This is a genomic window from Microbacterium testaceum StLB037, assembly GCF_900104345.1.
In the GTDB taxonomy this organism is placed as follows: Bacteria; Actinomycetota; Actinomycetes; order Actinomycetales; family Microbacteriaceae; genus Microbacterium; species Microbacterium testaceum_A.
The window spans coordinates 54,280-74,702 of sequence record NZ_FNJN01000002.1; the positions used below are offsets into that span (position 1 = coordinate 54,280).

A 20,423-nucleotide genomic window follows, 5' to 3' on the forward strand; every position below is an offset into this window, starting at 1 on the left:
TACACTGGTCACCCGTGAGTACCCCCACCCGCCGCGACGCCGTCGAGAACCGCGCCGGCATCCTCGACGCCGCGACCGCGGCCATCGGCCACGACCCGCGCGCCTCGATCGACACGATCGCCCGCCGCGCCGGCCTCTCGCGCCGCGCCCTCTACGGCCACTTCGACGACCGCAACGCCATCGTCCGCGAGGTCATCGCCGCCGGAGCGACCCGCTTCAACGCCATCGCCGCCCGCGTCGACGACCAGGACTCCCGCGTCGCGCTCGCCCGCCTGGCATCCGAACTCTGGCGCGAAGCCGCCCACGTGCAGGCCGCCGCCGCCCTCGCTCTCGACGACGCGCACCTCGCCGAGACCTCCGACGCGCTCGCCCCGCTCCGCCGCCGTATCGACCAGATCGTGCGCCGCGGGCAAGAAGCGGGAGAGCTGCGGACGGACCTTCCCGCGCCGACCCTCGCCCGCCTGCTCGAAGAGACCGGCCGCATGGTCGTCGCCCGAGTGGATGCCGGCTCCTCGACGGCCCGCTCGATCGCGGTGTGCGCGGTTCTGAGCATCGCCGGCCTGTCGTGGATCGAAGCGCGCGCCCTGCTGGAACAGCACCCCGACCTGGAGGCGCAGTGAGAATCGTCCTGACCGCCGTCGCCAAGGGTCGCGCGCAGAGCGCCCTGCCCGAGACGTCCACCGCGTATGAAACCGGCGGCGCGACCCTGGTGGTCGCCGAAACCGAGCAGCGTCCCACGGTGCTGGGCCTGGTGGCATCCGGTCGCATGAAAGTCGACAGCGGAACGGTCACGATCGACGGTCGCGCCGACGCGTCGGCCATCCGCCGACGTGTCGCCCTCGTGGACGCCCCCGTGGTGTCGGAACCCGAGTCGAACGTCACCGTGACCGGTGTCGTCGCCGAAGAGCTGATGTTCGCCGGACACGCCCCCAACCCGTTCGCCGCCGCGCGGTGGCTCGAGGGCGTCGGGCTCGAGTCGCTCGCCACCACGGCGATCGGCAACGTCGAGCCGGCCGCCCGCGTGCGTCTGCTGCTCGAGCTCGCGGCGCTCCGAAAGGACGTCGAGGGGCTCGTCCTGGTCGCCCCCGATCGCCACGGCGGAGAACCCCTCGCCTGGTGGCGGATCGCGCAGGAGTTCGCCGAGCGCGGCTACGCGGTGCTGGTGATCGCCGGCCACGCGTCGAAGACGACGATCGACGCCCTCGACGAGACGGTGGAGGCCGCCCGATGAAGATCCCGCAGATGATCACGGCCGAACTGCGCCGACTCACTTCGACGCGCATGTCGGTGATCGCGTTGATCGCGCTGCTCGCCGTGCCGATCCTGTACGGCGGCCTGTACCTCTGGGCCAACCAGGACCCCTACGGCAACCTCTCGAGCGTGCCGGTCGCTCTCGTGGTCGACGACCAGGGCGCCGACGTGAACGGTCAGCAACGCAACCTCGGCGACGAAGCCGCTGAGCAGCTGCTCGACAGCGACACCTTCGAGTGGCACCGGGTCTCGTCCGACCAGGCCGACGCCGGTCTGCAGGCGGGCGACTTCGACTTCATCGTGACGCTGCCGGCCGACTTCTCCGAGGCCGTCGCGACGCTGTCGAGCAACGCTCCTCGCCAGGCCGACATCGAGCTGCGTACAAACGACGCGAACAACTACCTCGCCTCGACGATCGGCACGCAGGCGGTGGCGAAGATCCAGGAGTCGGTGGCGAAGAAGGTCGTCAACGAGGCGGGTCTGTCGCTTCTCGACGCCCTGCACACCATCCGCGTGAAGCTCGTGGATGCCACGAACGGGGCGACCCAGCTCGTCGACGGCCTCGCGACCGCGAAGAACGGGTCGTCGCAGCTCGCGAGCGGCTCGACCACCCTCGCCGACGGCGCCGCGACCCTCGCCGACGGCAACGCGCGACTGGCGGCGGGCGCCGATCAATTGCGCGACGGAACCGCTCAGCTCCGCGACGGCTCGGCCCGTGTGGCTGACGGCGCCCAGCAGGTCGCCGGTGGCGTGGACCGCCTCGACGCCGCGGCCCGTCAGGTGGGCTCGGTCGCGGGCGATGCCGCATCGCAGCTACCGCAGGCCCGAACGGACATCGCGAAGGCGCTGGCCGACTCCGGACTCGACCAGTCCCGCATCGACGAGATCCTCTCGCGCCTCGACCCGGTGGGCGAGCGCCTCACGACCGCGAACTCGCGCGTGCAGGACACGGTGAAGCAGATCGATCAGCTCGACGACGGCGCCCGCCAGGTCGCCTCGGGAAGCGCCGCCCTGGCCACCGGCGCCGCCACCGCGGCCGATGGCGCATCGGCCCTCGCCGACGGCGCCGCCACCGCGGCATCCGGGGCCTCCCAGCTCCGCGACGGATCCGCTCAGCTGCGCGACGGAGCGACCCAGCTGGATGACGGCATCGGGCAGCTCTCGACCGGCGCCACCCAGCTGCGCGACGGTCTCAGCGCGGGCGTCCAGCAGATCCCCGACTCCGACGACGCCACGCGCCAGGCGCAGGCCTCGGCCATCTCGGACCCCGTCGCCGTGGGCACGAGTTCGGTCACGAAGGCGCAGAACTACGGCGCGGGGCTGGCCCCGTTCTTCGCCGCGCTGGCCGGATGGATCGGCATTTACGCGCTGTTCCTCATCGTCAAGCCGGTGTCGAAGCGCGCCGTGACGGCGCTGCGCTCGCCCTTCCGCGTCACCCTCGCCGGGTGGCTCACGCCCGCGGGCCTGGGGGCCCTGCAGATGGTGGGGCTGTTCACGATCCTCGCGTTCGCGCTGCAGTTCTCGTTCGCGAACCCGTGGGCAGCGCTCGGCATCCTGCTCTTCGCCTCGGCGACGTACGCGGCGATCGTCCTCGCGCTGAACGTCTGGCTCGGGTCGGTGGGTCAGTTCCTCGGCCTCGTGCTGATGGTGCTCCAGCTCGTCACCGCCGGGGGCACCTTCCCGTGGCAGACCCTGCCCGGGCCCCTCGCGGCGCTGCACCACGTGCTGCCCATGGGTTACGTGGTGGATGCCATGCGCCAGGTCATGTACGGCGGAGACGTCTCGAGGGTCGGTCAGGACCTGTTGGTGCTGGGTGCGTGGATGGTCGGCGGCGTGCTGGTCGCGGCGATCGGCGTGACGCGCATGACGCACCACCGCACCCTGCGCGACCTGCAGCCGAGCCTGATCGGCTGAGCAACGACCTCAAGTCACGCCCCTTGTCGTCGCACCTCGGCGGCGGGGTCCGCGCGACGTCGTCCTCTCGCGGTGTGGAGGAGCACGAGCGCGCCGCCGACCAGGACCACCCCCGCTCCGCCGACCATCAGCATCTCCGGCGCCGCGGTCCCGGTCTTCGCGAGCGTAGCGACCACGTCGGGGCCCGTCACGCTTGCGGGTGTTGCCGTCGGCCGCGGCGTGATGTCGACATCGACGATCACGGACGCCTCCGCCGGTGAGGCCAGCATCAGCGGCATCCCGAGTCCCCACGCCACGAGGAGCGTCAGCGCCGCGCCGAGCTGAGCCGCGTGGAGACCCTCGCGTCGCGCCTGCTCGACCTTCTGCTCCCACCGGCGCCGGCGCCGGAGGCGATCCCGGTGCGCGAAGAAGACCAGGATCGCGATGGCCGCGAGCACGACCAACTGACTCCACGGAACAGTGGCGACGATCGCCTGCGACTCGGCTCCGGCCGTCTCGCTCGCATCGGTCGCCGAGGTTCGTACGAGGGCCGTCGTCGCGAAGATGGGCCACACGTCGTCGATGACGGTCGTTGTCTCGCGCACATCGCCGGGGGCCATCTCGGGCAAGGGTCGATCTGGCGCGGACTGAGAAGCGACGCCGAACGGTCCTGCGGCGGCAACGGACTGTCTGACCGCGAGGCGCGTGTTGCCGCTGTTCGTCGTGGTGCTCACGACCGTGAGGCGTCCGGGTAGAAATGGATTCCACGAGGAGGCGTAGTCGGCGCTCACGGTAGAGGCGACGGCGGGAGCCAGCTGGCCGCCGACCCGCGTCATGACGCGGAACCCGATACGAGATTCGACGGCGACGCGCTCTCGCTCGGAATACACACCCGCTGCCACTCCGGCCAGATGGTCGCCCGGCGTGGCGTGCGCGGGCACGGCGAGCACGAACGGGACGACGGCGCTCGCGCTCGGGTCGATCGAGACCGAATCGGCCAGGGTAATCCACGTTCCCGCGTCGACCGACGTCTTGTCGGCGGGGAGCATGGAGAATCGACCCGAATCGGTGAAATACCCATCGGCGGCCGACAGCGCGAACGTCGCCCGCTGACCCCCGCGGTTTGTGACGCGCATGTATCCCTCGACCCGCTCACCGGGGTCGAGGGTGTATTCAGCCCACGGCTTCCCTGTGGGCTCGCCGTCCTCTCCGGCGGGCTCGACCGACCAACTGACGGCGGCGAGGACCGCGGAGTCGGCTCCTACGGGCGCCGCGGACGCCGCCGCGGTGGGCGAAGGGGCCGGGGTCGCTGCCGCGGCGGGCGGCGCGAGGTTCAGGAACAGCGCGGCGGCGAGCACGGACATAGCGGTCGTCGCCGTGAGAAGAGAGCGCATCAGAGATCCTTCGCGAAACGGCGCGCCCGCACGCAGAGCTGGCGCGCCGCTTCGATGCATCATTCGAACAGGGAGAGGGTGATGACCGACGAGTACGCGCCCGCGGGCACGGTGGACTCGACCTTGAGCGTGAGGTCAGCCGTCGCCGTCGAAGTCACTCCCCCGTCGGGCAGCGACTGCGGGTCGCCGAGCGCCAGCAGCTCCTTGTCGACGAGCCCGCGGTTGGTGTTGGCGTTTGCGCCGGTGCTCTCGTCGAGAGACGTTCCGACGTCACCGCCGATGGAGACCGCATCGGCATCGCCGGTCACCAGCTTGGGGCTCCACCCCAGGTGATCGGCACCGATGCTGGCGCCGCCGGCCCCGGTGAACGCGCTCGCACTGCCGAGCACGTACCACCCGGAGCTCGTCGCCAGCTGCGCGGAGTCCCGCGTGTCGGTGACGGTCACCTGAGGCAGCGAGCCGGTGAAGCGACGCACCGTGTCGGTCGACCCGTCCTCCGCGAGGGTCGCGCGACCGGGAGCCACGGTCATGACGAGCGCTCCCGGGGTCGTGACGCGGGTGATGTCGACGTCGACTCCGACGTCGCTGCTCCCGCCTGGTTCGACGGCCACCGCGATGGCCGATCCGCCGCAGACGAGCAGGGTTGCCGTCAGCGCGCCGACGCCGACAGCGAGGTGAATCCTCATGGGCATGTCCCTTCGAGTGGGGTGAATGAGTGGGGGCGGCGGCCCGCCCCCACTCGATGTCAGTTCTGGGCGTTGTACGAGGCGGTGATCTTCTGCGTGACCGGCCCCCCGTTGACGGTTCCGCTCAGCGTGATGGTCGCCTGCCCCGCGGGGATCGACGACTTCGTCGTGTTGATCGAGACGCTCACCTTCTTGCCGGGCTGCACACCCGTGAAGGTCTTGCTGCCGTACGCGGTCGCGATCGCGACATCCGTCACGACCGACGAGGTGTTGGTGACGTCGACCGTGATGTAGACCTTGCCCGCGAGCTTGCGGGTGGATGCCGTGGCATCCGCCTTCAAGACCGCATCGGCCGCGTTGGTGGTCTTGGTCACCAGAGGCGAGAGCGCGAGCCAGTCGATGTTCGGGGCGTTGCCGGTGGTGTTGCCCAGGCGCAGCGACCCGCTTGTGGTGGACACGTCCAGCGGAACCGTGTGCGTCCAGAATCCCTTCCACGAGTAGTTGTTGCGGAACGCACCGCGGGTGGTGGCACCACCGTCTTCCGTCACGTCGAGGAAGCGGGTGATGACGTCGGTGTTGTACGCATGACCGGTGTTCTTCTCGGCGTTGGAGTAGCGCACCGTCAGGTCGTACTGTCCCACCCCGAGCCCGCTCGGGCGGGTGAGGGTGGCGTAGTTGTCGGCGCCGCCGCCGAGGTAGCCGAGCTGCTTGCCCGAGACGTTGGTCGGCGCACCCGGGGTCTCCAAGCGGGCCGCCCCGTGCAGGGCGATACGCGAGGAGTCCTCGCCCTCGACACGCACGCTGGATGCGTCGCCGTCGACGGCTCGGGTGATCGTCACCGACTGCACGGCGGCCCACTCGGCCGATGCCAGACGCAGTTCGCTGATGCCCTCGGCGAGGTGCACCCGTGCCGTCGACGTCCAGGTGCCCGCCTTGTCGGCGCCGAGTCCGGTGACCGTGCGGTCGTTCAGACGCAGGCCGAGACCCGCGGCTCCGGTCGTGGAGTAGCGCACGGCGACGTCGTAGTAGCCCGTCTCGCGCGCGGATGCGAAGAACGTGGCGCTCTTGTCCCCGCTCAGCACCGCCGCGCCCTTGCCGTAGTCCAGCGGCGCGTCGGTGCGCGAGAGAACCGCCGGGTAGGTCGTCGTCTCGGGGCCGTCGATGCGCGTCAGGTCGAATCGGTCGAGCGAGATGTCGGAACCGGGGAGCAGTGTCGAGCCGTCGGCGCTCATGCGCACGGACAACTCGTGGCTGCCCTGGGTGAGCGAGACGAGGGTCTCGCCGCGACCCCGGTAGCTCCAGTCGAAGCCCGCCTCATAGTCGATCGTGGCCGCCTTCTGGCCGTCCACGAACAGCGCGTGCGAGCCCGGGCCGATCTTGCTGCCGTTGACGCCCGCGATCGCGCCGAAGCGGTACGTGCCCGTTGTGGGAACGTCGACCTTCCAGGTCAGCGATGACGTGACCTTGTTCGTCGACCCGACGTCACGCCCCCCGGAAGCCGAGAACGTCCAGTCCGCGGCCGGATCCTGGGCGTACGCCGTCACGTCTTTGAGGGCGGTGTTCTCCGCCTCGATGCTCGTCGACCACGTGGAATCGACGGCGGGGGCGGTGGGCAGGGCCGGCGTGATGACGGCCTGGTAGGCGTCGAGTCGGTTAGAGCTGGGCACGTCGATCTGGACCGTACCGCCGACGGCCACCCGCTTGGTGACGACGACGGGCGGCGCTTGGGCCTCGCCCTCCTGGCCCGACCACTCGGCCTCGCGCACCTGCACGTCGACGGTGCTGCCGAAGACGGCCGGGTCGAGACCGGACAGGTCGAGACGCGTGGCGTTGTTCGTGCCGCCGAACAGCACGGTCGCCTGCTTCTTCGCGGTGTCGACCGCGCCGATGCCCTGCAGGGTGTCGGGGGCGTTGAGGGCGGGCGGGGTGACCGAGACGGTCTGGCCGGAGAGGTCGCCGTACCACTTCAGGAGCCACCACGCGCCGTTGGCGCTGTTGTTCTTGGCCATGTTGTCGTTCAGGTTGCCGGCATAAGTCCAATACGCGGTCTGCGCGTCGACCTTCTCGTCCTCGAACATCGCCAACCACTGCACGAGGTTGCCGGGCACTGACATGTCGCGGCGCATGGCGTACTCGGTGATGTTGACCGGGCGCGCCGAGATGCCGAGGTCGCTCTCGATCTTGCGGTAGTCGGTGAGGTGCTGACGGAAATACTGCAGGCTGCTCCGGCTGAGCTCGTGCCACGTGAACATGTCGGGCAGCACGTTGTTGGCCTTGGCGTACGTGAGGAAGTCGCGCGTGCGATCGGGCTGCCAGCGGGTGTCGCCATTGCCTGCGATCTTGGCGTCGGGGTAGACCTCCTTGATGGCCTGGTAGACGGCCTTCCAATCCTGGAGGTAGGTGTCTTTCATGGCACCCCAGTCGCCGTACCAGTTGCCCCCGTCGGGCTCGTTGAACGGCGTGAAGACGTACTTCTCGGGGTGGTCGGATTCATCGACGACGCTCTTGACCACCTTGCGCACGATGGTGAGGTAGGTCGAGAAGTCCGACGGACGCTTGCCGCCGTTGTACGCCCAGTCGGGGTAATAGTCCTGGATGTTGGTCATCAGATACTGCCCGCCGTTGTCGAAGAACGAGTCCTCGACCTGGAGCGGGTCGCCGTTGGGGTGCTGCGCACCGTGCGGCGCCTTCTGGGTGACGTTCTTCGGGCTCGCGCCCGCGATGATCGGGTCGGTCGGGACGCCGTCGTCGGACAAGCCGTACAGCATGCCCGACGCGCCGCCCTTGACGGCCCCATCGGTCTTGCTGAAGTCGACGCCGATCACATCGACGGTCGCGGCGTTCGCGGGTGCGGCAGCTCCGACGGCGAGGCCGGAGATCACCAGCGCGGAGAGCGCCGTGCAGGCGGTCACTCGCGCGAGGTTCGGGCGGGGGCGGGTCACGTGTACTCCTTCGTACGGTGGGGCGGGTTCGGGCGGTGGAACGCGAGGCGATGATTCGTGGTGTTGGATGCGCCGGTCGCGACGGAAAGACGGATGCCGAGCCGGGGCGGGACGGATGGATGCCGAGCCGGAGAGCGGCGACGGGGAGAGGGATTCCGAGCGAGGCGCCGAGACGAGCGACGTGGTCCCGGGGTGCCCGACAGGGAACGGGCACCCCGGTGTCATGTCACTTGAGGAGGGCGTTCACCTGATCGTTCGCGGTCTTCAGCGCACTGGCGTCGGATGCACCCTTCAGGTACGACTCGATCGCCGCCTTCATGGTGTCGTTGACGTCCGACCAGTGGTCGGCGATGGGGAGCAGCTTCGTGGTGCCGTCGGTCACCTGGTCGGTGAAGCCACTGACGTCCCAGCCCTTGGCCGTGAAGGCCGCTTCGGCCTTTGCCGTCGACGTCTTGACCGCGGGGAAGACCACGGCGGCTTCGCCGATGACGTCCTGGCAGTCGGCCGAGGCGAGGTACTTGACCCACTTCCATGCGGCATCCTGGTTCTTGCCTCCGGCCCAGATGCCGTCGGAGAGACCGTTGAAGAGGCTGGCTCGCTGACCGCTCGGGCCGACCGGGGTGGGGGCGACCTTCGTGGCGACCTTGTCCTGACCGAGGTACGAGCCGTTCATCCAGCTGCCGTCGGTGACGAGCGCATAGCGACCGGCGAGGTAGCCGTTGAGGGGGTCCTGCTCCGACAGGGCGATGTCGACACTGGGCATGTAGCCCTTGTCGATCAGGCCCTTGTACCAGGCGAGGGTGTCGCTGAAGGCCTTGTCGCCGTAGTTCCACGAGCTGGTCCACGGCGTTTTGTCGCCGTAGTACCAGTCGTTGCCGAGGGCGTAGGGCGACCACGTCTGCTGACCGGCGGCGTTCAGACCGTTGCCGCTGAGGGCGAGACCGTAGACCGCGACCTTCGACTTGTCGAAACCGGCCTCGTCGCCGCGCACGCCGTTCTGATCCACCGTGAGATGGGCCACGAGCTTCTCGAACGAGCCGTTGCCGGCCGTGTTCCACGCGAGCTGGGACAGCTGGTCGGCCGTGTAGCCGGCATCCGCCACCATCTTCTCGTTGTAGAACGTCGCGACGGTGTCGAAGTCCTTCGGCAGTCCGTAGCGGCCGCCCTCCTGCGTGGTCCACAGGTCGGCGAGGCCGTCCTGGTAGATGCCGAGGTCGACACCGTCTTTCTCGACCCGGTCGGAGATGTCGAGCAACTGACCCTGCGAGACGAACTCGGGGTAGTACGACAGGTGGTCGGCGAAGACATCCGGGGCGGTGCCCGACGCGAAGCCCGTGGTCAGGCCCTGCCAGTAATCCGACCAGCCGTACTGCTCGATCTTGACGGTGATGCCCGACGACTTCTGGAAGTCGTCTGCGCACTGCTGGTAGGCGGGCTGCTGGTTGCTGTCCCAGAGCCAGTAGGTGATCGAGTCGCCGCCGGATGCCGCGGTTTCACCCGCGGAGGAGCACCCGGCGAGGATGACGGGTACGGCCGCGGCGACGACGGCGACCGCGACGGTGCGGCGCGCGCGTGAGGTGGTGCGCATGGAGTTGCCTTTCAGGGAGTGGAGGTGCGGGTGGGGCTCCCCGCCCGACGTTCGGGTCGCCGGGCGGGAGATGAGGGGCGGGGGAATCACTTGATGCCGGAGTAGCCGAGGTTGTCGACGAGCTTGCGGCCGAAGAGGACGAAGAGGACGAAGATCGGCAGCGCCGCGATGAGGGTCCCGGCCATGAGACCGGCCCAGTCGGGGCCCGTCTGCGGAGTCTGCGAGCGGAAGATGCCAAGAGCCACGGTGAGCACGCGCGATTCGTCGGCGCGACCGACGAGGAGGGGCCAGAAGTACTCGCCCCACGCGGTGATGTAGGCCAGCAACGCGAGGGTGAACACCGGTGTGGATGACATGGGCAACACGATCCGGAAGAAGATGCGTAGATGCCCGGCGCCGTCGATCTTGGCAGACTCCTCCACCTCACGGCTGATGCCGAGGAAGAACTGGCGCATGAAGAAGATCGCGAACGGGGTCATGAAGAAGAACGGCAGGATGATGCCGGCCAGGGTGTTCAGCAAACCGAGATCGCGGATCAGGATGAAGTTCGGCAGTTGCACGAAGATCGGCGGGATCATCAGGGCCGTCAGGAAGAGGAAGAACACCGCGTCGCGGCCCTTCCACTCCAGACGGGCGAAGGCGTACGCCGCCATCGAGGAGAACAGCACCTGACCGACGGTGATCACGGTGGCGACGATCACGGTGTTGCGCAGATACAGCCAGAAGTCGATCGATCCGGTCGTCCCGCCCTCGGCCGCCGCCTGCTCCGGTGACGACAGTCCCAGGACGCGCGCGAAGCCGCCCCAGCTGAACTCCACCGGAAGGAGGCTGCCGGCATTGGTGTAGAGCGCGGTGTTGGTCGAGAGGGCGGTGCGCAGCATCCAGTAGAACGGGAAGAGCGTCACCACGAGCAGCACGATCAGGGCGGCCCAGGCCAGCATGCGGCCGAAGCTCGCGCGGCGACGTCGGGGTCCGCGGGGTTCTTCGGCGACGGTCGGCTCAGGCCGAGTGACGCGGGGAGGAGTTGCGACAGCGGTCATGAGGGGCTCCTATGCCAGATCCGACGAGTTCGAGCGCATGATCTTGAGCTGGAAGTACGCGACGACGGCCAGCACCACCAGCAGGAAGACCGACATGGCCGAGGCGTAGCCCAGGTCGAACTTCTCGAAGGCCTGTTGGTAGATGTAGTAGTAGATGACCCGGGTGGAGTTGATCGGTCCCCCCTCGGTCGTGACCGCGACGGTGTCGAAGATCTGGAACGATCCGACGACGGTGATCACCAGCACCAGCGCCAGCACGGGGCGCAGCAACGGCAGCGTGATGGAGCGGAACATCCGCACTTCGGACGCACCGTCGAGAGCTGCCGCTTCGTACAACTGCGTCGGGATGGTCTGCAAGCCCGCGAAGACGAGCAGCGCCGTGTAGCCGACGTACCGCCACACGTTGATGAGCGCGATGGTGGGGATCGCGAGCGACTCGCTGCCGAAGAACGCCATGCGGTCGCCGCCCAGGGCGTCGAGGAAGACGTTGATGATGCCGGTGGAGTAGTCCATCATCCAGAACCAGACGAGGGCGACCACCACGTTGGCGACGAGGTAGGGCAGCAGGATGATGCCGCGGATGACGGCCGAGCGGGTGAGACGGTGCATGAGCACCGCGATGCCGACGGCGAGCACCGTCTGCACGCCGATGTTGATGACGACGTACTCGACGGTGACGGCGAGCGAGTTCCAGAACAGCGGGTCCGCCAGCATCCGGGTGTAGTTGTCCAGCCCCACGAAGGTCCCGGCGCCGATGAGGTTCTGATCGGTGAAGCTGAACCAGATGCCGCGCAGGGACGGGATCAGGTAGAAGGCGAGGAAGCCCAGGGCGGCGGGAGCGATGAAGAAGAGGGCGATCTTCGCGTCACCGCGCCGACGGCGCTTCGTCTTCGGGGCGACGATCGCGCGCGTGTCGAGCGAACGCGTGTCGACCGAGCGGGTCGGAGTGCTCATCGCACGGCCTCCACTTCGAGAAGGGCACTGTTGTCGGGGTCGAGCGCGGGCACGTGCAGACCGATCTGCTGCAGCACTGCTCCCGTCAGGGTGGTGCCGTTGCGGAACCACGACGGGTGGATGCGGGGGTCGTACGTCGGCAGCGGTCCGGGGCCACCGATGCGCACGCGGTATTCCTGGTCGGGATCGAGGCCCGGCAGTTGCACGCGCCCGGCCGGCCAGGTGACGTGACGCTCGCGAAGGACGACCGCGAACAGCGCCCGGTCGCGATCGGCACTCACGGCGCCGTTCAGCCACACATCGCCACCCTCGAGCTCCCGGCGCACGGTCATGCCGGTGTGGATGAGCTCGCGCACGTCTTTGTAGTAGGCGACCCAGGCTGCGAGTCGCTCGATCTCGTCGGCGGAGGCGGCGACGAGATCCCACTCGATGCCGAAGTGCCCGAACAGGGCTGTGGCCGCCCGGTAGTCGAGGTCGAGACGCCGGCGGGTGGTGTGCGCGCGGTCGGCGCCGACGTGACTGCCCACGAGCTCGGGGGGCAGCAGCTGCGCGGTCCAGCGCTGGATCTGCTGCCGTTCGCGGGCGTCGATGCAGTCCGACGCCCAGACGCGGTCGGTGTGCTCGAGGATGCCGAGGTCGACGCGCGCGCCTCCCGATGAGCACGACTCGATCTCCAGCCCCGGGCAGGCCCGGCGGATGTCGTCGAGGAGACGGTAGGTGGCGAGGGTCTGCTCGTGCACGCCCGCGCGCCCGGTACGGGTGGACCCTGCCTCCATGAGGTCCCGATTGTGGTCCCACTTGATGTAGTCGATGCCGTACTCCCGCACGAGCGACACGATCTGGTCGTGCACGTGGTCGAACGCGCCGGGGTGCGACAGATCGAGAACCTGCTGGTGGCGGAAATCCACCGGCAGGCGACCGGGCACCTGCAGCAGCCACTCCGGATGCGCGAGGGCGAGTTCGGACGCGACGTTGACCATCTCGGGCTCGAACCACAGGCCGAACTGCATGCCGCGGTTCTTGACCCCGTCGACGAGGGCTCGGAACCGTCCGCCGCCCCAGACGTCTTCGGCGATGACCCAGTCGCCCAGACCCGAGGTGTCGTCTCGCCGCGAGCCGAACCATCCGTCGTCGAGCACGAACCGCTCGACGCCCACGTGCTGGGCGGCGTCGGCGAGCTCGAGCAGACGAGTGAGGTCATGGTCGAAATAGACCGCCTCCCACACGTTCATCACGACCGGACGCGCGGAGCGCGGGTGCGACGGGCGCGATCGCAGGTAGGTGTGGAAACGTGCAGCGACGTCGTCGAGCCCGCTGCCGTATCCCGCATAGATCGCCGGCGTCGAATAGGACTCCCCCGGCGACAACGGCAGCTCGCCGGGCAGCAGTAGCTCGCCGCCGTAGAGCAGGCGCTCTCCGGAGAACGCGCGCTCGGCGAGGACGCGGTGATTGCCGCTGAAGGCGACGTGCAGGCCCCACACCTCGCCCCGTGCGAAGTCGAGATCCGTCGTCCCGGCGGAGAGGAAAGCAGCCGCGTCGGCACCCGTGCGTCCGTGCCGCCCCTCGCGCACGTGTGAGCCCACGGTGAACGGCCGGGACTGGGCAACCTTCTCCTTGCCCCAGCGACCGGCCATGTCGTGGACGATGTCGGCGCGGGTGGGAACGGGCAGAGCGAGCTGCAGGGCGTCAACGGTGTAGACGTCCGCGCCGTCGTTGCGCAGCTGCGCCGACAGGCGCAGCAGCCCGCTCGGGAGCATCTCGATCACGAGTGTGAGCGCGAGCTGCGCGTCGGGGTCGAGCGCTTCCACCCGGACGGTTCCCCCGACCGGGACGTCATTGACGATGTCGACGTTCACCGGGACGAACCGAGTCGACCAGGCCTGGCCGGCACGGTGTCCGGACAGTCCGGGCGTGCCCGTCCACCCGGCGGAGTTCTCGGGAAGGAGCCCGACGATCACAGGGATGTCGACCCCGTTGGTGGCGAGGGGAGGCTGCGCGTGGAGCGAGAGTTCACGGAGGGAGTCGGCATCCTGTGCGCCAATGTCGCCGCCCCAGTGGATGACGAAGGGAAGCGTGTCTGCGGGCAGACCCAGGATCACGGCCACCCCCGCCGCACGCAGCGTCACGGCCGCCGGCCAAGAGGCTGCGAGGTCGTCTGCGATCTCGGTCATCACGTGGGTGGTCACTGCGTCTTCGCCTTCCGTGGGGACCCCTCGTCGGGTCCTGCAAACGTTGGTCAAAGTAGCACGGAGACCGCATCCCTGCAAACGTTGGTCAGAGAAAGTCGCCACGGACAGAAAACGTTGGTCACTAGGATCGGGTGATGCCACTCGATCGAGATGTCCCCGGAATCGTCGACGTGGCCGAGAAGGCGGGGGTCAGCCTGTCAACGGTGTCACGCGTGCTGTCGGGCCGCACCCCCGTGAGTGATCGGCTGCGCCGGAAGGTGGAGGCCGCGGTCGCCGAGCTGGGCTATCGACCCAACGCGGCAGCGCAGTCCCTGGTGAGCGGACGCCGCTCGACCGTGGCGGTTTTCGCTCGCAACACGATCCGCTACGGCTACGCCGCGACCCTCCAGGGAATCGAGGAGGCCGCGCGGGCTGCCGGCTACGTGGTCATGATCGCCGTCGTCGAATCCGACGACCCCGCGGCCATCTCGGCGGCGGTCGACGGCGCCCTCTCGCAGCCCCTCGCCGGGGCGATCGTGATCGAGTTCGACGAGCTGGGTGTGGCCACTCTGGCGGCCATGCCCAAGACGGTGCCCGTGGTGGCCGCGGCGGGTGCCCGCCGCCCGCCGGGCGAGACCCCCCACGCGTTTCTCGACGACTACGTCGGCGGCCACGAGGCGACGACGTACCTGCTGGCCCAGGGACATCGCACCGTGCATCACGTCGCCATCCCTGCGACCCGGCCGGGCACAGGTCGAGCTTGGGGCTGGCGCGCCGCGCTCGAGGAGGCCGGCGCGAGCGTTCCGCCCCTGCTCCAAGCGAACTACTCCCCCACGTCGGGCTACGACGTGGCGCAGAGCATGATCGACGACGCTTCCGTCACGGCCGTGCTGTGCGGCAACGACGAGCTCGCGATCGGCGTCGCCCGCGCCTACCAGGAGGTGGGGCGTCGCATCCCCGACGACGTCAGCATCGTGGGCTTCGACGACCAGCCGTTCGCGCGCATGTGGACACCCGCCCTCACCACCGTCCGCCAGGACTTCGTCGACCTCGGCCGACGCACTTTCGCCCTGCTGGGCGAGTGGCTGGAGCACGGACGCGCCCCAGAGGACTCCGCCGTCACTCCGCAGCTCGTCGTTCGAGAGAGCGCCGCGGCGCCGCGCCCCACCGCGATGTCCTGAGTCGGATGCGGTGCGTCCCGCCGGCGCGGGGCGAGTGTGCACACGGCCCCGGGGTAAGGGAGGGCCCCCCGGACCACCCTCGTCGCCACCCGCCGGCGTGCCTCACATCGGCAGCCGCACCGCGAACACCGTCCGCGCTGGCACGCTCTCGATCGAGATGCTGCCGCCGTGGGCCTCGGTGATCGCCTGCGCGATCGAGAGCCCCAGCCCCGTGCTGCCGTCATCCCGGTTGCGGGAATCGTCGGCGCGCGCGAACCGGTCGAACAACCGGCCTGCCACCCCCGGGTCGATACCGGGTCCGTCGTCGGCGACGCGCAGCACGGCCTCCGCCCCGTCGCGAGCGAGCGAGAGGGTCACGGTCGTCCCGGGCGGGGTGTGCGTCTGGGCGTTCCGCAGCAGGTTGGCGACGACCTGGCGCAGGCGGTTCTCATCGCCCGTGACCGAGATGAGGTCCTCGCTGACGTCGAGCCGCCACTCGTGCGTCGTCGCCGCCGCCTGCGCGTCGCTCACGGCGTCGACGGCGAGCAGCGTCAGCTCGACCTCTTCGCGGCGCAGGGGCTGACCGGCATCCAGGCGAGCCAGCAACAGCAGATCGTCGACGAGCGAGGCCATCCGTTGCGCCTCGGACTCGATGCGGTCGAACGAGCGCGCCTGGGTCGGCGTCATCGGGGCGTCCTCGCCCAGCGAGAGCTGCGCGTAGCCGCGGATGCTGGCTAACGGCGTGCGCAACTCGTGACTGGCGTCCGCGATGAAGCGTCGCAGTCGATCCTCGCTGTGCTGACGTGCGGCGAGGGAGGACTGCACGTGACCGAGCAGCTCGTTGAGCGACGAGCCGACCCTCCCCACCTCGGTGTCGGGATCGGTGTCGACGGTCGCGACCCGATCGGGGATCTCGACGGCCCCCGCCCCGAGCGAGAGGGTCGACACGCGCCCGGCGACGGCGGCGACGCGGTCGAGGGGGCGAAGACTCCTGCGGACGAACACCGACAACCCGACCACCGCGGCGAGCAGGACGAGAGCGCCGACCGCCGCCAGGATGACCGTGAGCGCGGTCGTCGTGGCGCTGACGTCAGCCTCGGATTCCCCCGCGAACACGGTCGCGCCGGAGTTCTCGGCGGCGGCCACGCGGAAGGCGCCGAGGTCACCGCCCAGATCGACCGTGGTCGGTTGCCGATCGGTCGACACCGAGGAGCGCAGCAGGGCGATCTGGTCGGTCGAGAGCGACACCTGCGTGCCGTCGGAGCGCGTGTATCCCGAGCGCTGCACCGACCCGTCACCGGCGAGGACGAGCTGCAACGACCCGATCCGCCCCGCCGGACGATCGGTATTCGACCCCGGAGGGCGCGTGGCGCCGCCGTCGCGCCCGGCGAATCCCGCCGAGAAGCTCAGGCCCTCGCGCACCTGGGCGTCGAGTCGGTCGAGAGCGAACGAGCGAAGGGCGACGATCGTGGCGATGCTCATGACGACGAAGGCCAGCGCCACCAGCACGCTCGTGCCGACGACCAGGGTGCGACGCAGCGTCCACCGGCGGCGGGTCATGACGCCTTGATCGAGTAGCCCACGCCCCGCACCGTGTGGATCAGCGGATCGCCGAGGGTGTCGACCTTCTTGCGCAGGTACGAGATGTAGATCTCGACGACACTGCCGTCGCCCCCGAAGTCGTAGCTCCACACCTGGTCGAGGATCTGCGCCTTGCTGAGCACGCGGCGCGGGTTCTGCATCAGATAGCGGAGCAGCTCGAACTCCCTCGCGGTGAGTTTGATCGGGATGCCGCCGCGCTCGACCTCGTACGACTCCTCGTCGAGCGTGAGGTCGCCCACGCGCAGGCGGGGGTCGGCGTCGGCGACTGCGGCGACGTGCCGGCGCGCCATTCCGCGCAGCCGGACGACGACCTCCTCAAGGTTGAAGGGCTTGGTCACGTAGTCGTCGGCTCCGGCGGAGATCCCGGCGATGCGATCTTCCACGTCGTCCTTCGCCGTGAGGAACAGGACGGGGGCATCATTGCCGGCCGCGCGGACGCGGGTCAGCAGTTCCATGCCGTCGAGCCCGGGCATCATGATGTCGAGCACGAGCAGGTCGGGACCGAATTCGCGGATGGCTCCCAGGGCCTCGTGCCCGTTGGCGGCGGTGCGGGCCTCCCAGCCCTCGTTCTGCAGGGCCATGCGCAGCAGGTCGCTCAGGTTGGCCTCGTCGTCGACGATGAGCGCGCGGACGGGGGAGCCGTCGGGGCGGGTGAGGGGGGCGGGGCGGGATGCCATGACAGCCAGCATGCCCTGTCGATGCGGCCCCCGTCACCCGGCATACCCGCTTCATAGGAACGGTGAGGGAGCGGTGAGGGTGCCGTTCTTACGGTCGGTCCGACGGCCGCACCCCGCGTCCGGAAGGAGAAGCATGTACGGCACCTACCTGCGGCGCGAACTCGTCGGCCGCACCAAACAGACCGTGATCGTCGCGGTCGGCCTCGCGATCGCCATCGCGCTCGTGATCGTCGTGAACGCCCTCTCGGCCGGGGTGCGAGACGCGCAGTCGCAGGCCCTCTCGTCGGTCTACGGCGTGGGCACCGACCTGACGGTCACCGGTGCGCAGACCGAACCGGGTCAGGGCGGCGGGGCGCGCTTCGACTTCGGCGCCGGCGAGGGCGCCACCTCCGACGGTACGACCACCCTCAACCAATCGCGCCTCCTCACCGAGCGCCGTCGAGCGACCCTCGACGCGTCGACCGTCAGCACGGTGAGCGGCGTGGACGGCGTCTCGGCCGCGACCGGAGCCCTCGCTCTCACCAACACGACGTTCTCGGGTCAGGTTCCCGAGCGCCGCTCGCAGTCCGGAACCGACACCGGCACGGGCACAGCGCCCGGAAGCGGGACGGGCGAGCCCCCCGCGGGCGGGCCGACCGGCGACGGGGGCAGCGCCTTCGGCGTGGACTCGTTCAGTGTCCTCGGCGTCGACCCCTCGGCATCCGTCGGTCCGCTCTCGTCGGTCACGGTCAGCGCGGGGCGCGCCCTCGCCGCGAGCGACGCCGGCACCGACGTGGCCGTGGTCGACGCCACGTACGCGGCGAGCGCGAGCCTGAGCGTCGGCGGCACGATCGACGTCGGCGGAACCGCCATGCAGATCGTGGGGATCGTCGCCTCGACCTCGGCGGACGCCGACACCGCGGCCAACGTGTATCTCCCCCTCGACGTCGCGCAGGCCCTCTCGGGCGCCGGGAACGTCGTGTCGACCGTCTACGTACAGGCGGAGTCGGCGGATGCCATCGACGCGGTGCAGTCGAAGATCTCGGCGGCTCTCCCCGACGCGACCGTGAGCTCGCAGGCGCAGCTCGCCTCGAGCGTCTCGGGATCCCTCTCGAGCGCGTCGTCGTTGATCTCGAACCTCGGAACCTGGCTGTCGGTCGTCGTGCTGCTGGTCGCGCTCGCCCTGGCCGTGCTGTTCACCATCTCGGGTGTCGCGCGGCGCACGCGGGAGTTCGGAACGCTGAAGGCGATCGGCTGGTCGAACGGCCGCATCGTGCGCCAGGTCGCGGGAGAGTCGCTCGTGCAGGGTCTCATCGGCGGCGCGGTGGGACTGCTGCTCGGGCTCGGCGGCATCCTGCTCGTCAACGTCATCGCGCCCACGGTGTCGGTCGGCTCGGCGGCCACGGCGGGACCCGGTGGCCAGGGCGGACGCGGCGGCGGCTTCGGCCAGGCCGCGGCTCAGGCGACCGACATCGTCCTCCACGCGCCCCTCACCCCGGTGGTCATCGTCGCCGCGGTCGGGATCGCCGTCCTCGGCGGGGTCGTCGCGGGTGCCTTCGGCGGGTGGCGTGCCGCTCGTCTCAGCCCGGCCGCCGCCCTCCGTTCCGTCGCGTGAGCGGCATCCCCCATCCTCCGAAGGAGACATCATGACCCTCACCGCTCCCCCGTCCGTCACCACCGCGTACCGCCTCGAGGGAGTCACCCGCACTTACCGCCAGCGCGACCGCACGGTCCAGGCGTTGGCGGGCGTCGACCTCGAGATCGCCGCGGGCGACTTCGTCACCATCCAGGGCCCGACCGGCGGCGGCAAATCGACGCTGCTGCAGATGCTCGGCGCCCTCGACCGCCCGTCCGCCGGGTCGGTGGTGCTGGGTGACCTCGATGTCGCCCGGGCCTCGAACGCGCAGCTCGCCCGGCGGCGTGCCGAGGAGATCGGCTTCGTCTTCCAGGGGTTCAACCTCATCCCCACCCTGACCGCCGCCGAGAACGTCGACACGGGGCTCGAACCCCTCGGACTGGACCGCGACGAACGCCGCCGCCGGGTGACCGAGGCCCTCACCCGCGTCGGGCTCGCCGACCGCGCCGACCACCGACCCGGCGAGCTCTCGGGCGGACAGCAGCAGCGCGTCGCGATCGCCCGCGCCGTCGCCAAGCAGCCGCGGGTACTGCTCGCCGACGAGCCCACCGGAAACCTCGACGAACGCATGCGCGACGAGATCCTCGACGTGCTCGAGGCGCTGAACACCGAGGGGCTCACCCTCATCGTGGTCACCCACGATTCGGCGGTGGCGCGCCGCGCGCGCCGTCGCCTGCGCCTCGACAAGGGGATCGTGACCGACATCACCCGCGGCTGAGCGGGTGCCTCCCGCCCGCCCCGGGCCGTGCCTGGCGCCACACGCGTGAGGGGTCAGTTCCTGTCGCCTCGGGCACCTCCCAGGCGACAGTTCTCGACCCCTCACGCGAGGAGAAGGGGCAGTGCGTCAAGGGGCACGGGCGGGATCGAGGCGGCGGAATAAGGTCGGAGTACGCCGACCGGAGGGATGCCATGGCCGCCCGCAACACGCGACTGATGCGCTGCACGCCCGACGATCTGTTCGCCGTCCTCTCGGACGGGTGGCTCTACCCGGTCTGGGTGGTCGGTGCCGCGCGCATGCGCGACGTCGACGAGCAGTGGCCGCGAGAGGGCTCGCGCATCCACCACTCCCTCGGAGTGTGGCCCGTGATGATCCACGACGAGACCGAGATCGTCGAGTGGGATCCCCCGCGCCGGATGCGGCTGAGGCCCGAGGCCGGCATCCTGGGTCGCGGCGTGATCCGCATCGACGCCCGCCCCCACGCCGGCGGCACGGCGGTCACGATCGTCGAAGAACCCGTCTCGGGAGCCGCCTCGCTTCTGCCCCGACGTGCCTGGAAGCCGATGCTCGTGGCCCGCAACCACGAGTGCCTGAACCGCCTGGCCTTCCTCGCAGAGGGGCGACGGGAAGAACGCGAGGCACGCGAACTCGACCACCGCACCTCGACACCCGACCCGGCCGAGGGCACCGCCTCACCGCAGGCGCAGGACGACGTGCGCGAAGCGGGGATCTGAG

At 69.9% G+C, this 20,423-nt stretch carries 16 protein-coding genes; 7 read left to right on the top strand and 9 right to left on the bottom strand.

What is annotated here, in order from left to right; genetic code table 11:
- The first annotated feature begins 14 nt into the window (after window positions 1–14).
- Genes BLS25_RS03605 through BLS25_RS03615 form a run of 3 tightly spaced genes read left to right on the top strand, consistent with a single transcriptional unit; the run spans window position 15 to window position 3,165 of the window.
- A complete protein-coding gene (locus tag BLS25_RS03605) occupies window positions 15–620 on the top strand; it encodes a TetR/AcrR family transcriptional regulator (protein ID WP_056225198.1) in 606 nt (201 codons plus the stop codon).
- Window positions 617–1,231, top strand: coding sequence for a hypothetical protein (locus BLS25_RS03610; protein ID WP_056225196.1), 615 nt, complete (start codon window positions 617–619; stop codon window positions 1,229–1,231). Before BLS25_RS03605 ends, BLS25_RS03610 begins: the two co-directional genes overlap by 4 nt.
- The gene (locus BLS25_RS03615; RefSeq protein WP_074694470.1) at window positions 1,228–3,165 is read left to right on the top strand and encodes a YhgE/Pip domain-containing protein; all 1,938 of its coding nucleotides are present in this window, start codon (window positions 1,228–1,230) and stop codon (window positions 3,163–3,165) included. Before BLS25_RS03610 ends, BLS25_RS03615 begins: the two co-directional genes overlap by 4 nt.
- Before the next feature lie 14 nt (window positions 3,166–3,179).
- Here BLS25_RS03615 and BLS25_RS03620 read toward each other — a convergent pair whose 3' ends face one another.
- The 7 genes from BLS25_RS03620 to BLS25_RS03650 form a co-directional block, all read right to left on the bottom strand.
- Entirely contained in the window at window positions 3,180–4,538 is a 1,359-nt protein-coding gene (locus BLS25_RS03620) for a COG1470 family protein (protein WP_074694471.1), read from the bottom strand.
- Window positions 4,539–4,597: 59 nt separating this feature from the next.
- Window positions 4,598–5,224 carry a hypothetical protein gene (locus BLS25_RS03625; protein ID WP_256335526.1) on the bottom strand — a complete coding sequence of 209 codons (627 nt, stop codon included), beginning with the start codon at window positions 5,222–5,224 and terminating at the stop codon, window positions 4,598–4,600.
- A gap of 59 nt (window positions 5,225–5,283) precedes the next feature.
- Entirely contained in the window at window positions 5,284–8,166 is a 2,883-nt protein-coding gene (locus tag BLS25_RS03630; RefSeq protein ID WP_074694473.1) for a carbohydrate-binding protein, read from the bottom strand.
- A 226-nt stretch (window positions 8,167–8,392) separates the two neighbouring features.
- Window positions 8,393–9,754 (bottom strand): ABC transporter substrate-binding protein, encoded by a 1,362-nt coding sequence (locus BLS25_RS03635; RefSeq protein ID WP_074694474.1) that lies wholly within the window; start codon window positions 9,752–9,754, stop codon window positions 8,393–8,395.
- A gap of 86 nt (window positions 9,755–9,840) precedes the next feature.
- The gene (locus BLS25_RS03640) at window positions 9,841–10,794 is read right to left on the bottom strand and encodes a carbohydrate ABC transporter permease (protein WP_074694475.1); all 954 of its coding nucleotides are present in this window, start codon (window positions 10,792–10,794) and stop codon (window positions 9,841–9,843) included.
- Window positions 10,795–10,803: 9 nt separating this feature from the next.
- A complete protein-coding gene (locus BLS25_RS03645) occupies window positions 10,804–11,748 on the bottom strand; it encodes a carbohydrate ABC transporter permease (protein ID WP_074694476.1) in 945 nt (314 codons plus the stop codon).
- A complete protein-coding gene (locus BLS25_RS03650) occupies window positions 11,745–13,934 on the bottom strand; it encodes an alpha-galactosidase (protein WP_256335527.1) in 2,190 nt (729 codons plus the stop codon). The genes BLS25_RS03645 and BLS25_RS03650 overlap by 4 nt, the downstream gene beginning before the upstream one ends.
- A 137-nt stretch (window positions 13,935–14,071) precedes the next feature.
- Here BLS25_RS03650 and BLS25_RS03655 point away from each other — a divergent pair, with 137 nt between their 5' ends.
- On the top strand, window positions 14,072–15,097 hold the full coding sequence (locus tag BLS25_RS03655; protein ID WP_074694477.1) for a LacI family DNA-binding transcriptional regulator: 1,026 nt from the start codon (window positions 14,072–14,074) through the stop codon (window positions 15,095–15,097).
- A gap of 102 nt (window positions 15,098–15,199) precedes the next feature.
- On the opposite strand, the gene BLS25_RS03660 is transcribed toward BLS25_RS03655, so the two are convergent.
- The gene (locus BLS25_RS03660; protein ID WP_074694478.1) at window positions 15,200–16,636 is read right to left on the bottom strand and encodes a sensor histidine kinase; all 1,437 of its coding nucleotides are present in this window, start codon (window positions 16,634–16,636) and stop codon (window positions 15,200–15,202) included.
- Window positions 16,633–17,355 (bottom strand): response regulator transcription factor, encoded by a 723-nt coding sequence (locus tag BLS25_RS03665; RefSeq protein ID WP_074694794.1) that lies wholly within the window; start codon window positions 17,353–17,355, stop codon window positions 16,633–16,635. The genes BLS25_RS03660 and BLS25_RS03665 overlap by 4 nt, the downstream gene beginning before the upstream one ends.
- A gap of 133 nt (window positions 17,356–17,488) precedes the next feature.
- Here BLS25_RS03665 and BLS25_RS03670 point away from each other — a divergent pair, with 133 nt between their 5' ends.
- The 3 genes from BLS25_RS03670 (at window position 17,489) to BLS25_RS03680 (ending at window position 20,422) form a co-directional block, all read left to right on the top strand.
- On the top strand, window positions 17,489–18,949 hold the full coding sequence (locus BLS25_RS03670; protein ID WP_074694479.1) for an ABC transporter permease: 1,461 nt from the start codon (window positions 17,489–17,491) through the stop codon (window positions 18,947–18,949).
- A gap of 31 nt (window positions 18,950–18,980) precedes the next feature.
- Window positions 18,981–19,688 (top strand): ABC transporter ATP-binding protein, encoded by a 708-nt coding sequence (locus BLS25_RS03675; protein ID WP_074694480.1) that lies wholly within the window; start codon window positions 18,981–18,983, stop codon window positions 19,686–19,688.
- Window positions 19,689–19,879: 191 nt separating this feature from the next.
- Window positions 19,880–20,422: an SRPBCC family protein gene (locus BLS25_RS03680; protein ID WP_074694481.1), complete on the top strand. Its 543-nt coding sequence runs from the start codon at window positions 19,880–19,882 to the stop codon at window positions 20,420–20,422.
- The last annotated feature ends 1 nt before the right edge of the window (window position 20,423 follow it).